The sequence below is a fragment of the Rhodoblastus sp. genome, from assembly GCF_052145335.1.
GTDB lineage: Bacteria > Pseudomonadota > Alphaproteobacteria > Rhizobiales > Beijerinckiaceae > Rhodoblastus.
In genome coordinates this window covers 1-14,596 of sequence record NZ_JBKQOU010000367.1, presented here as the reverse complement: position 1 = coordinate 14,596, position 14,596 = coordinate 1, and the positions used below count along the sequence as shown (strand labels likewise).

Below are 14,596 nucleotides of genomic sequence, written 5' to 3'. Positions count from 1 at the left end.
GCCGTGCAGGCCAACAGGCGGTTTTTCATTCTTCAGCCCTTCCAATGAACAAAGTGCTTTTATAAAATCGATAAAAATTGTCAACTAAGTGTCCTGCCTTAATTCTGCCTTTCGCGCTTTCTGCTCTTTCTGTTGCAATTCTGCCTCAGTGGGCGCGCCGTCGAAAGACGCCAAGCGCAAAAAATCCCGCGAGCCGAAGCGCGCGGGATTTTTTTCGGACCGGATCGTTTTCGAGGAAAGCGATCAGAAGGTGAAGCGGGCGCCGATGGTCGGAGCCCAGTTGGTATAATAGTTATTTCCGTAATTGGCCGCCGAGACGGGCGTCCCGACCTTCGAGCCCAGCGGCAGGGTGCCGCCCGCGAGACCGCCTTCGACATTGGAAACTTCCATGCCAGCGTAAACGTCGAACCGCTTAGTGAAGTGATAGTCAGCATAGAGCGAGACGACGTCCAGTGTGCCGGAGCATTGCGCGGCCTCAAGATTTTGATGAATCGCGGAGCAGGTCGCGCTCTGGCCGGCATCGCCGTATCGGTTCTGGCTGGTATGATAGTAAGCCAGGGTGATGTCGGTCTTGGGATCATAGGCGTATTTCACGCCCGTCCAGACCGTCTGCAGAATCCTGGCATGCGCATAGAAATGATTATTGGCCTGACTGAGGAGATAGCCGCCCTGATCATTGGTGGCCCCGATGCCGAGATTGTCATGCGGATTGTTCAAGTTTTCGTAGTCGTAGCCGACAAAGAACTTGAACTGGTTCCAGGTATATTTCGCCCCGGCCGCCACGCCCGCGGTGTCGGTAATGATGCCATTCAGAGTGTTGACGTTGTTGCCGGTCGAGGTGACGACGGCGCCCGCATTGGGGGTGAACGTACTGGCGGTGAGCTGCGCCGCGCTCAACGGAGCGTTGCCGCCGGCCATGATCGTGGCCTGATGGAAGTAGCCGCCCGCGACGTCGACGTCGAGGCCGCCATAGCTGCCGCCCAAGTCAAACTGAGCGGCGTCGTTGTTCGACGCGAAGCACTGCTGCGTAGTGCCTTTCGGCGCCGTCAGTGTGCCGGTGTAATTGCAACCGCCCGTGCCGTCAGCGAACTTGTACATGGCGCCGGCGTGAACCGGGCCATAGGCCACGCGATATTTGAACGAATCGTCCCAGCGGGCGTCCTCGGTGGCGCCGAGACCGGCGAGCAACTGACCGTTGAAGCCGATCGGCGAGAAGGCATAGGCGCCGCCGGCCGGGTCGTAGAGGCCGATCAAGTCGGTGGTGAAGGTCCGGTGGCGACCGAAGGTCAGCTGGCCGTAATCGGGCGAGGCGAGACCGACATAGAGCTGATCATTGAAGGGCTGGCCGCCGCGCCCGCCGTCGCCCGAAAAGGAATAATTGGCCCTATTGAGACCCTGGTTGGAGACCAACGTCCCCGGCATGTTGGCTAGCTGGCCCGACTGCGGATTTATGCCGGTGGAGGCCAGGAACACGCCGGACAGGCCGGGAAGGAGTTCTTCCTCGCCTTTCACGCCCAACGTCGTCTGCGACAGGCTGTTCTGGGCGATGCCGAAGTGGGCGTGATTGGTGAATTTGTTGATCAGCGACTGGCCTTCGTAGTTCTGGCCGTTTTCCGGCAGACCGTGGCTGACCCAGCCAAGGCCGGCGTCGACCGTGCCGAATACAGTAATGCCGCAGAAAGTCAGCGGGCCGTCCAGGGACGGCAGGGCGCACGACGGCAACGGACCCTTGAGGCTGGAGAGGTCGGCCGCCATGAAGCTGGTCGGCGCCGGAGCGGCGGCGAGCTGAGCCGCTTGCTTCTGCTGCGTCTGCTGCTGAGCGGCCTCCTGCTTTTCAAGCTTGTTTAGGCGCTGCTCGAGGGCTTGATTCTGCCTCTTCAGCGCCGCGGACTGCGCCTTGAGGTCGCTGATCTCGTCGGCGCGGGCGGCCGTGGCGGTCAGGATCGCGAGCGCGGCGGCGGTCGCCATAAGTTGCTTCTTCATCATCTTCTCCGGTGCCTCCGCCGCTTCAGGTAAAACCAATACCGTAAGCGACGCGCCATTAAGCTTCGTGTAGTCCTTGCTAACGACGATTTGGATTACCGGGAAGTCCATAGTTTTGGCGCAATTGCCGGCAGAAGGCGATTTTGCGGCAAAAAGAGCGTTTTTTGGCTATTTTGTGAGCATTTTTGACCTGGAGGCGGCGCTTGGTTTTGAATAAGTTTATCTATGTAACCGAATTACCACATGCCAAATCTGCGGCGTCGCCTCATGGCCGCGACGGCAACAACGAGCGGCTCTAAGCGCAAAAAAATCCCGCGAGCTTGAGGCTCGCGGGACTTGATTTCAGGCCGTGCTGGCTCTGAAGGCTTTCCGAGGAAAGCGATCAGAAGGTGAAGCGGGCGCCAATCGTCGGGGCCCAGTTCGACGCGCTGAACGCGGCGGACTGCAGGCCGCCGCCGAGGACCGAGTACATCACGCCGGCGTAGACATCGAACCGCTTGGTGAAGTGGTAGTCCACGAAGCCGGAACCGGCCTGGAGCGTGCCGGAGCAAGTGCTGCTGCGCGGGGCAGACTGATAGGCGAACTTGACGCCGTTGATGGTAGCGCCGTTCACGTTTGAGATATAGGCGGGCAAGCCGCAAGTCGCCAGGCTGTTCGAAGCGGTGTTCGAAACGCCGGGGGTGTTGGCCGCAAAGCCATAGCCATTCTGTTCGGCATGATAATAGGCGAACGCGAATTCGGTCTTGGGATCGTAAGCATAACGGAAGCCGACCCATTCGGTATCCAGCAGCCTGGCGTGCGGATAGCCGGCGTTGTTGACCGTGCTCATGATATAGCCGCCCTGTTCGTTCTGGGCGCCGATGCCGACGTTGTTTTCGGGGTTGTGGAAGATCAAGTGCGACCAGCCGGCGAAGAACTTGAACTGGTTCCAGGTATATTTCGCGGCGAGGATGCCGCCCGTGGTGTCCGAAACCGTCGCGGCCAAGGTGTTGGCGTTGTTGTTGCCGTAAGAAACGGTCGACTGCGCCACGTTGCCAACGAAGTTGTTGCTGGTGAAGGTGCTGATGCCGCCAAGCTGAGCGGAGCTGAGACCGCTAGAGCCCATGGCGGTGGACTGGTGGAAATAGCCGAGAACGCCGTCCATATCGAAGCCGGCGTAGCTGCCGCCGAGGTTGATCTGCCCGGCGTCGTTCTGCGTCGAATAATTATGTGATCCGCCAAGGCTCGGCTTGGCGCAGCCCTCGACAGGCAGGTTCGTGCCCGTGCAGACCTGGCCAGCAGTGCCGATGTTGCTGCCGCTGTCGCCGTCGGCGAATTTATACATGGCGCCGAAGTGCACCGGACCATATTCGACGCGGTATTTGAACGAGTCGTCCCAGCGGACGTTTTCGGTATTGCCAAGGCCGGCGCCGTAGCTGCCGGAATAACCGATCAGCGAGAAGGCGTTCGATTTCGCCGGATCGTAAGCGCCGATCACATCGCCCGCCAGGGCGACATGGCGACCGAAGGTCAACTGGCCGTAGGTGGGCGAGGCGACACCGACGAAGAGCTGATCGTTGAAGGCCTGGCCTCCGCGCGAACCGTCGAAGGAGTTCGAATAGTTGTTGCGGTTAAGGCCGTTGTTGCTGGCGAGAGACCCCGGTGCATCGGCGAGCTGGCCCGACTGCGGGTTGATGTTGGTCGAAGCCCAGAACACGCCGGACCAACCAGGCAGGATTTCCGTCGAGCCCTTGAGGCCGAGGACCGAAACCGACAGGCCGTTCTGCGCGACGCCAAAATAGGAATGCGTGGCTTTTCCGTTGATGAGCTGTTGGGCGAGGTAGGCCTTGCCGTTGTTGGGCAGGCCGTGGGAGTCGTAGCCAAGGCCGGCGTCGATGGTGCCGAACGCGGTGATGCCGCAGAGGGTCAGCGGGCCGTCCAGGGTCGGCAGTTCGCACGGCAACGGCCCCTTGATATAGGGGAGGTCGGCCGCCATAAAGCTACGCGGCGCCGGAGTGGCGGCGATCTGAGCCGCCTGCTTCTGCTGCACCTGCTGCTGAGCGGCCTGCTGCTTTTCAAGCTTGTTCAGGCGCGCTTCGAGAGCCGCGTTCTGCTTCTTCAGCGCCTGCGACTGCGCCTTGAGCGCGGCGATGTCGTTGGTTTCCGCGTGGGCGACGCCCGAGGCGGTCAGGATCGCCGCAACGGCGGCGGCCGCCATAAACTTGCTCTTCATTACCCCATCTCCTAGATTGCAGGCTGGCGTCGCGTGACGTCGCCAACCGCTCAAGCCCCCAAAACCACGGCGGCGCCGCAGCTCCTCAGAAAACCTTTTCGCGCTCCAACGAACGTTTGGAGCGACTATCTTTGGATTAGAGGGGGCGCTGCGCCTTGGCAATTGAGTCAGAGCCAAAAATGGCTGCTTTGCGGCGAAAGAATCCCGAGTGTGGCTTTCTTGCAATAACAGCCCGACGCCAAATGGAGCGGATCGTGGGTTTATGACGCTCCAATGACGTTGCTGCGCTGCGGTAGAGTTGATGTTTGTCAATTTGTCACAAACGATAAGAATAGCTTGCGTGATAGATTATCGACTTTTGTCGAGACGCGGAGGACATGCATAGGACCTCGTTGCAGAAAGTATCCGGGTTGGCGCGGAAGGGATCAGCCGGCGGACTTGCGGTCTTCCGCCGGGATACCGATGACTTTTGCGTGCGGCGCCAGCGCCCGAGTCGCCTCATCGACGCTGTGGAACAGGCGATCCTTGCCCTTCCCACCGGGAGGAGCCAGAGCGTCGAGCAGGCCGTAAGCGTTCAAGGCGGCCCTGGCGCGCAAAGATTCCAGCCGCGCGATGGCGAAATCCACGTTCCTGTCATGACAGGCGCGGATCACCGACCCGAATGCCTTGGCCGCCGTATAATCGATGTCGGCGATGCTGCTCGCCTCCAGCACGATCAGTTTCAGGCCCGGCGTTTCCACCGCTTCCAGCATTTCACGCCCGAATTTTTCAGCGTTGAGGAAGGACAGAGGCGCCTGGAAGCCGACCACTTTCACCCCTTCGAGAGTTTCGCGGGCCTTGGTCGGGTGTTGCGTCCACCACACCGTTTCGCCGGGCAGGCGCACGAATTGCTGCAGATCGGTCTGGGTCGTGGTCCAGAAGCCGTGGATCAGCGACAGCATGATCGCCAGGGCGACGCCGCTCTGCACCGGCAGCAGCACCACGGCGAAAATCGTCACGACCACCAGCAGGAATTCCTGCTTCGAACGGGCAAGAATGTCGCGCATGTCGGCTACGCGAAAAATGCGGCCGGCGATAAAGAACAGGATCGCCGCCAGCGCCGCCTCCGGAGTATGGCGCAAAAATGGCTCGCCGAAAGCGGCGACCAGGACCAGGGCGGCGGCGGCGAGGCTGGCGAGTTGCGAACGGCCGCCGTTTTCCGCGACGATCGCGGTGCGCGGCGGGCTGGCGTTGACCGGAAAGCCTCCGAACAGGCCGGCCAGGATGCTGCCGGCGCCCAGGCCCAGAAAATCGCGGTCGATGTCGGGCGGCTCGCCGGGCAGGCCGGGGAACGACCGCGACGTCGCGGCGCTCTGCACCATCACGATCAAAGTGATGAGCGTCGCCAGACCCAGAACCTTGACGAAATCGTTAAGACTGACGATCGGAGCCGAGGGATGCGGCGGCTCGACCGAAAAAGCGCCGATCACCGGCAGGCCCTTGCCTTCAAGGCCCAGCGCCAGGACCGCCAAAGTCGCGCCGATCAAGGCGATCAGCGCGCCGGGAATACGCGGGCTCAGCCGTTCCGCGACGATGACGATGGCGAGACAGCCTAGGCCCAGCCCCAGCGCCACCGGGTTGATCTCGCCGAAATGCTGGGCGAGTTGCTTGACGCGATCGAAAAATGTCCCCGAACCGCCGGGCAGGCCGAGAAACGACGGCGCCTGCGACAGCGCGATATGCACCGCGATGCCGGCGAGAAAGCCGGTGAGCACCGGGATGGAGAGAAGATTGGCGACCCACCCGGCGCGAAAAAAGCCGGCGCCGAGCATCATCGCGCCGACCATCAACGCAAGCAGAGCCGAGAGGGTGGCGTAATGCGGCGTGCCGGCCGCGGCGATCAACGTCAGCGAGCCGGCGAAAATCGGAGTGATGGTGGAATCGGCGCCAGAGGAGAGAAAGCGATTGGCGCCGAGCAAGGCGAAGCCGAGCGCGCCGGCGACGAAAACAAAAAAGCCGATATGGGGTTCGAAGCCGCCAAGCCGGGCGGTGGCCATTTGCTCGGGCGTGGCGATCGCCGCCAAAGTGAGCCCGGCGACGAGATCGATTCGCCAATTGGCCGCCGCCCCTTGCAGCGAACGAAAAACCGGCCAGGATGGTTTCGCGGTCTGGTTCATCTCGTTTCACTCCCTGCGCCATACTCGCCTATCGCTGTCGCGGAGGAAACAGAGCAATTCGTGGCGGCTTTTTCGCCCGCCAGGCAGGCTTATATGTATCAAGCTATTTAACCAAAGGGCGCCGATGCGCAAAAACCCTTATTATCGCGGACCCCGCAGCGATCATTTCGATGGCCTGCGCTTTTTCAATACGCCGGTTGAGCGCGAAAACGGCCTGGCTGACGTGTTGCGCTGGCGTTTCGAGGAGCGCTACAGGGCGCCTTGGCCCGCCAGGATCGACAGGCCCCCGCCCGACCGCCCGCCCGAACGCGTCGCGGGCGCCAGCCTGCGGCTGTCCTATATCGGCCACGCCTCCTTCCTGCTGCAATGTTTCGGCCTGAACATCCTGGTCGATCCGGTATGGTCGGAGCGCGCCAGCCCGGACGCTTTCCCCGGACCGAAAAGGCAGTAGCCGGCGGGCGTCGCCTTCGAAGACCTGCCGCCCATAGATGCGGTTCTGGTCACCCACAATCATTATGACCATATGGACCTGAGCTTCCTGTCGCGCATCGCCCGTGAATGCGCGCCGAAAATCATCGTGCCGCTGGGCAATGACGCGATTCTGCGCGCCGCCGACGGGTCCTTGCGCCCGGAGGCGCGGGATTGGGGCGAAACCGTCGCCTTGTCGTCGGAAGTCGCGGTGCGGCTCGACCCGGCCTATCATTGGTCGGCGCGCGGGATGTTCGACCGCCGCATGGCCTTGTGGGCTTCTTTCGCCATAGGCACGCCGGCGGGAACGATTTACTTCATCGGCGACACTGCCTATCGCGACGGCGCCATTTTTCGCGAGGCCGCCATGAAAAGCCCGGACATCGCCTTGGCCCTGCTGCCGATCGGCGCCTACGATCCCAGCTGGTTCATGCGCCGCCATCATGTCTGCCCGGAAGAAGCCGTGCGGATTTTCCAGGATCTGGGAGCGAGGTCGGCATTCGCCCATCATTGGGGGGTCTTCCGCCTGACCGATGAAAAGCGCGAAGAGCCGCCGAAGCGACTGGCCCTGGCGCTGGAGCGCGCCGCCATCCCGCACGAGCTTTTTGTCGCGCTTCCGCCCGGATCGGTCCGGCGCTACGATCTCGCGGCGAATGAACGATTTTGGGAGGCCGCGCCGTGACCGAAGCACGCGAGACCATCGGTCAAGGGGTCGGCCAAGAGATCGGGCAGGAAATCATCGTGGCCGATATTGGCGGCACCCATGCGCGTTTCGCTTTGGCGACAGTCGCGGGCGGCCGCGTTACGGCGGTCGGCGAGGCGGTGACCTTGCATGTCGCGGAATATCCCAGCCTGGCCGCGGCCTGGCGGGCCTTCGCCGCCAGGCTTGGACGTGAGCCGCCGCCTCGCGCCTCCTTCGCCGTCGCCTGCCCGGTGCGGGGCGAAGTGCTGAAATTCACCAATAACCCCTGGGTTTTTCGTCCCGCCGCGCTACCCGTCGAGATCGGCGTCGAAGAACTGGTTCTGATCAATGATTTCGGCGCCGTCGCCCATACCGTCGCGCAGGCTCGGCAGGAGGATCTGATCCATATCGCCGGGCCGCGCCGCCCGCTGCCACGGCCGGGAGCGGTCTCGATCGTCGGACCCGGCACCGGACTTGGAATTGCTCTGTTGCTGCTCGACCGCGACGGCCATCTCGTCGTCGAAACCGAGGGAGGACATATCGATTTCGCCCCGCATGACGGGTTCGAGGACCAGCTGTTGCACAGGCTGCGCCAAAAATATGTGCGGGTGTCGATCGAGCGGGTGATTTCGGGACCGGGGCTGGCGCAAATCCACGCCGCCCTGCCCGGCGTGAAAAAAACGCCCGGTTACGCCGGCGATCCCGAGCTATGGGAGGCAGCTATTTCCGGTGCCGATCCGCTGGCGCGCGCCGCGCTGGAGCGGTTCTGCCTTTTGCTCGGCGCCGTCGCCGGCGATGTGGCGCTGATCCATGGCGCCAGCGCGATCGTGCTGGCCGGCGGCCTGTCGCCGCGCATAACTTCTTTCCTAAGGGCGCCCGGCTTTGCGCAAAGGCTGACCGCCAAAGGTCGCTACGCGGAAATGATGGCGGATCTGCCGGTCTGGCTGATCGCCCATGAGCAGCCGGGCCTCTTCGGCGCCGCCGCCGCCTTTGCCGCGCGAAAAACATAAAAAAAGCGCGGCTTTCGACCGCGCTTTTCCATCAAAACATTCGGGAAGATTTACTTCTTCTCGATCTTGGCGCGCTCGATCGACTCCAGGATCAGGCGCTGGGCTTCGGAGGCGTCGCCCCAGCCGGCGAACTTGACCCATTTGCCGGGTTCGAGATCCTTGTAGTGGCAGAAGAAATGCTCGATCTGCTTCCAGGTGATCTCCGGCAGGTCGGTGTAGCATTTCACGTTATCGTAACGCTTGGTGAGCTTGGAGCTCGGAACGGCGATGATCTTTTCGTCGCCGCCGCCCTCGTCGGTCATTTTCAGCACGCCGATCGGGCGCGCGTTGATGTAGGAGCCGGCGACCAGCGGGCGCGTATTGCAGACCAGCACGTCGCAGGGATCGCCGTCTTCCGACAGCGTGTGCGGAATGAAGCCGTAATTGCCCGGATAGCGCATCGGCGTATAGAGGAAGCGATCGACGAACAGCGTTCCCGCCGCTTTGTCCATCTCGTATTTGATCGGCTCGCCGCCAATTGGAACCTCGATGACGACGTTCACATCTTCCGGGGGATTTCTACCGATTTGAATGGCGTCAAGACGCATTGCGCTCTCCGATGGTTGACGTTCCGCGCCCATTTGTCAGCGCCCACGGCAAAACGCAACCCGAACTTTCCGACCATATTTGATTTAATTTCGGGAAAACTATTCGGCGGCCGGGAAACCAAAGGCGAGGCGTCCGAGTTTCTCGGCGCCGAAATGCTCGCTGGCGCGCCGGACCTGCTCGCCGCCCATGCGGCGGTAAAAGGCCAGGGCTCGGTCATTGTCGCTGAGCGTCCAGACCAGCATGGAATCCAGGCCGTTGGCGGCGAGATCATGACGGGCGGCCTTGAACAGCCGCGCCCCGAAACCCATGCCCTGATATTCAGGGGAGAGATAAAGTTCGAAGATTTCCCCGTCGAAATGCATGGATGGCGCACGGTTGCGGCCATAGGTGACGTAGCCGCCAATCGTCCCGTGCAGGGAGAAAACCAGCAGGCGACTGCCTTGAGCGACAGCGCGCCGCCACCAGTCGGGCCCGCGCCGCGCGATCAGCCGCTCCAGCTCCCGACCCGGAATGAGACCGCGATAGGCTTCGCGCCAAGCGCTGTCATGGACAGCGGCGATTTGCTCCGCATCCCCCGGCAATGCGCGTCTTATGGTGATCAGCGCCTGGGTCATGGAAGGATGTTAAGTCCAAGACCCATTTCCCGCAAGAAAACTTATCTTAAATCTTGTTAACAGCGAGCCGTGGCGCGTGATGCTCGGACTGTCGCTTTTTGGCTTCAAATCCCGGGCAGTTCCACGAATTTTCCGTTGAAGGCGCGGACCGGCCGCGACCGGTAAACCTTTTCGGCGGTCTCCAGCGCCGCCCGCAAGGCTTCGATCTGGCGTCGGCGATGGAAACGCGCGCCGAGATAATCGATTTGGCGCCGCGACGCCGCGAGCCATTCGCTGTCGCTTGCCGCCAGCAGGCGGATGACGGCGGCGGCGAATTTCTCGGGATCGTCCTCAACGGAGCAGATTCCCGCCAGTCCCTGCAATCCCTGTGCGCCGACCGCGGTCGTGGCCAAGGGCGCGCCAGCGGCGAGAGCCTCAACGGTCTTCAGTTTGATTCCGGCGCCGAAGCGCAAGGGCACGACCGCCACGCGGGCGGCCGCATAGCATGCCTTCAGTTCCTCCTCCGAAACCCATCCAACGACTTTCACGCCGTCGCCGGCGAGTTGCAAAACCTCTGGCTTGGGCTGCGAACCCACCAGCGACAAGCGCGAGTCCGGATGGGCGCGACGGATGAGGGGGAAAATTTTCTTCACGAACCAGACCGCCGCGTCGATATTGGGCGAATGGCCAAACCCCCCGACGAACAGGATCGATTTTCCAGGCGGCGCGGCCTGGCGTTGCTCCAGATCTTCGAAACAATAAGCGGGTACGGCCCCGGCAGCGACGCCTGGTTCGCGCTCAAGGACGGCATCCACTTCGTCCTGGGTCGGATAGAGCACGAAATCGACGTTGCGCCAGATTTCAGCTTCGTTTTTCTCCAAAGCTTCCGCCATGGCGAGCGAAGAAGCCTTGCCCGTCACTTCCGCTTCGAGCCGATAGCGCGCGAAATGCAGATCATGGCCGTAATAGAGCGCCGGCGCGCTGGTTTTGCTGCGGATATCGCCGAGAAAAGCCGGCGTGACCGTCGGGCGACAGAGCAAGGCCGCGTCGATTTCACCGCCGTTGCTGTCCAGCCATTCCGCCAGTTCGGTTTCATAGGGACCGTAGACGATTTCGACGCCCATCTGCTGCAGAGGCTTCATGTAATTCGCACTATAGTTGAGGTTCTGCGGCCAGAATTTCACGATCCAGCCCAATGACTGGAAACTGCGGATGAACTCGATCATCGTTCGCGAGCCAGCATCTTTGTCCGGCTCGGGCGGGGTCTGGTCGATGACGAGGAGCACCTTGCGCTCGCGAGCCCCATCTCGGACGCGCGCGACGTCTGCCTGTCGCGGCAAGCCATCTTTCCTCAGAAATTCGCCCCAGCGGGAAGCGAAAATCGCCACGCTGTCGCTTTGGCCGGTGGCGCTTTCGTCACCCGTCTTCGCGAAATGGAAAAAACAGGCGTCTGGCTGGAACAGGTTCCTTTTGCCGACGGCGCGCAGGCGCAAGGCGAAATCGAGTTCGGCATAAGGGGCGTGGGCGAAATTTTCGTCGAAACCGGCGAATTCCCGCCACAAGGAGCGCGGAACGAGGAGACAGGCGCCAGGAAAAATGTCGGCGTCGCGGACATATTGATATTCCGGCTTCATCGGGTCGTCGTTCGGTCCGAGCGGCGAGAACGAGGCGTCGCTCCACAGGATCGCGCCGGCGTTCTGCTGAGTGGCCTCGGGGTTGAGGGGATGCGCGCCGATCAGGCCGGCCTCCGGCGTTTTTTCCGCGAGATCGACCATGGCGTCGATGGCGCCACTTAATGGCGCCGCGCCATTGCGCAGGATGCAAAGCATGTCGCCGGCGGCGCCTCCGGCTAGGGCGTTCAGCTGGGCGGCCATCCCCGGATCGCCGGCGGTCTCGATCAATTTGACGCCCTTGACCCGGCCAAGGGTTGCAAAGCGTGGCCCGCTGGAATCCCCCGTCGCGATCAGGATTTCGATGGAGCCTCGCGGCGGATGTTCGGCTATCGAAGCCAGAGCATTGAGGGTCGGCAGTATTTCGCCATCATCGGCCATCAGCACGCTGATCTTCGGGCGCTCCGTCTGCGTCTCGATGAAAATATCCTCGGGCGCCAGCCTCTTGAGTGAAAAAGGCTGGATCGCAGGCAGAGCAGGATATTTGCGTTTTTTCTTGATCCCTAAAGCGGCGCGAATTTCGCGCTTGAGCCGTTTGAAAAAGGGTATCTGGACTCGCAACTGACCCGTCCCTGTGCCGAGCGATCCAACGTCGCCGTGCTCGCTCCTTGCCATTTCGGGCGGAAAGATGCACGAAAAAAAGCGGGTTGCAGGCGTTTTGACGGGCCGAAGGCGGCCGGTCTAAAAACTTGCGTTTGCGATTCAATGATGGTCCAGGGCGCCCAAAGCTGCTCTTGCCGTCGGGCCCAACTATTCTGCTTGTTCGGCGGAAGATTTCGCGGTGATCCAGATGCACGATGTCACGCAACACGGCGCGTCCCAAACAAACATCGTCATATTGGACGGGAATGAAGCGGCTATCCCGCCATTATCCGAACAAAAGCTTTCGCGGCGACGTTTTGTCTGGCCGCAAGACCGCGCATCTACAGCCGGATGGGAGACCGACCGCGCGGTTCTGCAAGCCCTGAAAAATCGCGAAGGCGTCGTTTCACGCGATTTCACGCTTGCCGGGGTCGAAACCCTGTTCCGGCTCCGAGCCTTGCAATTGCTGGCGCGCGAGCCGCGCCTGGACCTTCCCTCGGTGGTGTTCATAGCTTCCGGCGAGCGAGGCGCGGCGCTGGTTCCCGGGCTGGGGCGGCGCATCGCCACTTCTTGGCCCTTAGCTTCGGTGGTTTTTGTCGCCGATGGCGATGCCGCCACCGCGCTAACCGCCGAGCGTTTGACGGTCGTCGCGCCGGCCGAGGCCGAACGACTCGGTTATGATAAATTGCTCGCCTTGCCCGGCGCCGTCTCCACAGCCTCGGCGGAGCAGGGCGTCGGCGTGCATATCCAGCCAATGTGGGGGCGATGCGGAAGTTCGACGGCCTTCGCCAACGAACTCGACACTTTGATCGACGCTGGCCTGTTCGTGCTGCGCGTCTATATCGATCACGAACGGCGTTTCGGTCCCACGGCGCGGCGGCTTTTCTCGCAGCTCGTTCCGGAAAACTCGATCGATTCCGCGCCGCATCTCGAAAGCCTGGCCAGCGCGAGCGACGCCGGCGGCCAAGCCGTTGGCGACGAATTCGCAGGATTTCACCATTCAGTTGCGACCCGAACCCGCTCGGATATCGTCGATCCGGTCGCCGCGCAACTCGCCCAGCGCGCCGAAGCGGCGATCGTCAATCACGCGGTCAATGTCGGGTTCGCCGCGAGAGTCTGTCCGCAGGCCCGTCTCGTTCTGGACACCCACGATTATCTGACGCGCAACGCCGTCGAGCGCGCCCGAGGCGCCGGCAATAAAAAAGCCTTCCCCGATTGCGGCGCCCTGCGCCGGCATGCAGCGCTTGAAACCCGGCTTTGGCAGGCCGCCGACGTTTGCACGACGGTGTCTCATGACGAGGAAAAGCGGGTCCGCCGGCACAACGCCCATTGTCTGATGGTTTTCCCCCAACCTTACGTCCGACCCTGGAGCGATCCGGGCCGGGCCGCGCAATGGGACATCATGCTGGTCGCCGACCAGCATTATTTCAACGTCAACTCCGTGGCGTGGTTTCTCGAAGAAGTGGTGAGCAAGAGCGAGAGGCTCAAGACCTCGCGAATCTGCGTGGTCGGCCAGGTCCGGCGGGCGCTCGAACCCTTGTGGGCGAAGAAATTGCCGAACGTGAAGTGGCTGGGATTCGTCCAGGACCTCGATGAAACACGGGCCATGTCGCGCGTGGCGGTCTGTCCCGACCGCGGCGGCACCGGAATATCGGTGAAGACCCTTTCCGCCCTTGCCGCTGGCCAGGCTCTGGTGGCGACCTCGCAGGCGTTTCGAGGCCTGCCCGCCAGCGTCGCCGCTACGGTGTCCGTCTGTGACGACGCCAAGGCGATGGCGCAGGATTTGATTGCCTTGCTCGACGATCCGGACAAGTTGCATGAGCGCGGCGAAAACGCGCTGCGGGCGCTAAAAATTCTGCAATATGCCGGAAGCTACGCTGCGGCGATGGAAATAGCCCGGCGCGAAAACTCAGTCGCGCGCAAAAATCTGGTCGAGGAGTTTTCGAAGCCTGAATCCGTTGCATCGAAGCCTGCCGAGGTTCGCAAGGGTGTGATGCGTCTTGGTTTCGAGAAAGGCGCCGCGGCGGCGCCTTTCCTGCGCCCCTTTTGGCACAACGGCGAACGCTGGGGGCGCTGGACCGACGGCGAGACAGCTTCGCTCAGTTTTCCCCGCTCCTGGCTGCGCGATGCGATCGAAATCGAAATTCGTTTCATCGACGCGAAATATGCGACCAATGTCGCGCTCTTTTGCGATGGCCGCAGGCTGACGCGCGAAAATCTGTCCACCCGCGACCGCGCCGCCTACGTCCGGGTCGACGAGGCGATGAAACAGGGAAGCGAAGACGCAAACTTCGAATTCCGCGTCGCTTCGGAGCATTGCCCGAAAGATTGCGGCTTCAGCCCCGACGACCGCGTATTGGGCATGGGCCTGCGAAGTTTCTCGATTGTTCTGACCCAGCGGGCGCGCTGGAAACTGCGATTGAAACAGGCGCTGATCGGTCGGTTGGGCCGCCGTTGACGCCGGCGTTCTAGAGCCCCGATCCGATTGAATCGGATCGGGGCTCTAGTTTTTTGTTTTTACGCGTTTTCTTCATGCGAACCGGTATCCACTTCGCTTGAAAACGCTCTAATCAGCCGCGGCGGTGTCGCAGAGTTCAGCCAGCGCGCAGGTGATATGGTAGAGCGAGCTGCCGGGCGCCGGCTCTTCGATCC

10 protein-coding genes are annotated in these 14,596 nt (G+C 62.0%); 4 read left to right on the top strand and 6 right to left on the bottom strand.

Features of this window, described 5'->3' with window-relative positions:
* Nucleotides 1-243 precede the first annotated feature (243 nt).
* The 3 genes from ACLP2E_RS21850 to ACLP2E_RS21840 all read right to left on the bottom strand — a co-directional run bounded on the left by ACLP2E_RS21850 (nucleotide 244) and on the right by ACLP2E_RS21840 (nucleotide 6,351).
* A complete protein-coding gene (locus tag ACLP2E_RS21850) occupies nucleotides 244-1,983 on the bottom strand; it encodes a porin (RefSeq protein WP_442467110.1) in 1,740 nt (579 codons plus the stop codon).
* 382 nt (nucleotides 1,984-2,365) lie between these two features.
* Entirely contained in the window at nucleotides 2,366-4,195 is a 1,830-nt protein-coding gene (locus ACLP2E_RS21845) for a hypothetical protein (RefSeq protein ID WP_442467109.1), read from the bottom strand.
* Between the two features lie 425 nt (nucleotides 4,196-4,620).
* Nucleotides 4,621-6,351, bottom strand: coding sequence for a SulP family inorganic anion transporter (locus ACLP2E_RS21840; RefSeq protein ID WP_442467108.1), 1,731 nt, complete (start codon nucleotides 6,349-6,351; stop codon nucleotides 4,621-4,623).
* 124 nt (nucleotides 6,352-6,475) lie between these two features.
* Between ACLP2E_RS21840 and ACLP2E_RS21835 the strand changes: the two genes are divergently transcribed.
* Genes ACLP2E_RS21835 through glk form a run of 3 tightly spaced genes read left to right on the top strand, consistent with a single transcriptional unit; the run spans nucleotide 6,476 to nucleotide 8,511 of the window.
* Complete coding sequence (locus ACLP2E_RS21835) at nucleotides 6,476-6,802, top strand: hypothetical protein (protein WP_442467107.1); 327 nt, start codon at nucleotides 6,476-6,478, stop codon at nucleotides 6,800-6,802.
* A 24-nt stretch (nucleotides 6,803-6,826) separates the two neighbouring features.
* On the top strand, nucleotides 6,827-7,501 hold the full coding sequence (locus ACLP2E_RS21830; protein WP_442467112.1) for an MBL fold metallo-hydrolase: 675 nt from the start codon (nucleotides 6,827-6,829) through the stop codon (nucleotides 7,499-7,501).
* Nucleotides 7,498-8,511 carry a glucokinase gene (glk, locus tag ACLP2E_RS21825; RefSeq protein ID WP_442467106.1) on the top strand — a complete coding sequence of 338 codons (1,014 nt, stop codon included), beginning with the start codon at nucleotides 7,498-7,500 and terminating at the stop codon, nucleotides 8,509-8,511. The genes ACLP2E_RS21830 and glk overlap by 4 nt, the downstream gene beginning before the upstream one ends.
* A gap of 50 nt (nucleotides 8,512-8,561) precedes the next feature.
* Here the strand turns inward: glk and ppa are convergent, their stop codons facing one another.
* The 3 genes from ppa to ACLP2E_RS21810 form a co-directional block, all read right to left on the bottom strand.
* Nucleotides 8,562-9,098: an inorganic diphosphatase gene (gene ppa / locus ACLP2E_RS21820; RefSeq protein WP_442467105.1), complete on the bottom strand. Its 537-nt coding sequence runs from the start codon at nucleotides 9,096-9,098 to the stop codon at nucleotides 8,562-8,564.
* A gap of 99 nt (nucleotides 9,099-9,197) precedes the next feature.
* Entirely contained in the window at nucleotides 9,198-9,713 is a 516-nt protein-coding gene (locus ACLP2E_RS21815) for a GNAT family N-acetyltransferase (protein WP_442463065.1), read from the bottom strand.
* 104 nt (nucleotides 9,714-9,817) lie between these two features.
* Nucleotides 9,818-11,923, bottom strand: a complete 2,106-nt coding sequence (locus ACLP2E_RS21810) for a glycosyltransferase (protein WP_442463064.1) — start codon at nucleotides 11,921-11,923, stop codon at nucleotides 9,818-9,820.
* Nucleotides 11,924-12,152: 229 nt separating this feature from the next.
* Between ACLP2E_RS21810 and ACLP2E_RS21805 the strand changes: the two genes are divergently transcribed.
* Nucleotides 12,153-14,402, top strand: a complete 2,250-nt coding sequence (locus ACLP2E_RS21805) for a glycosyltransferase family 4 protein (RefSeq protein WP_442467111.1) — start codon at nucleotides 12,153-12,155, stop codon at nucleotides 14,400-14,402.
* Nucleotides 14,403-14,596 lie beyond the last annotated feature (194 nt).